Origin of the sequence: Bradyrhizobium sp. NBAIM08 (assembly GCF_020193935.1) — a bacterium.
GTDB lineage: Bacteria > Pseudomonadota > Alphaproteobacteria > Rhizobiales > Xanthobacteraceae > Bradyrhizobium > Bradyrhizobium yuanmingense.
Window position 1 is genome coordinate 1 of record NZ_JADYVR010000767.1, and the last position, 416, is coordinate 416.

The 416-nt window shown below is 68.0% G+C and carries 1 protein-coding gene; it reads right to left on the reverse strand.

Features of this window, described 5'->3' with window-relative positions; genetic code table 11:
- Window positions 1–416 (reverse strand): recombinase family protein (locus I6F37_RS41965; RefSeq protein ID WP_225154667.1); only part of this gene is annotated, 416 nt, incomplete at both ends.

Sequence of the window (416 nt, forward strand, 5' to 3'; positions counted from 1 at the left end):
GGGCACACCGGCGGCCGTCAGGCGCTCGGCGATCTCGGCGGTCATCAGGGCTGGCGCGCCGGCGCCGATGTACCAGGCGAAGATCTGGCGGACGATCGCGGCCTCCCGCTCCAGGATGGCCAGCTGCGCCTTCTTCCCCTTGCCCCGGCGCGCGTAGCCGTACGGCGTAGGCCCGCCGCCCACCCACAGGCCGGCCTGGGCTTTGCGCCGCTTTCCGCGCATGGTGGACTCTAGAATCTTCTCGCGCCAGTAGTCGTTGAACACGCCTTCGATGTTTTCCGTCATGCGGTGCTCGGGGTTGTCTTCCGACTTGCCCCGGTTGACGAAGTGCAGCTCAGCCTCGAGCCGGCGCCACTCTTCCCGCAGCAGGATCAGATGCGCCAGGTTGCGGGTCAGGCGGTCGGACGCATACACAA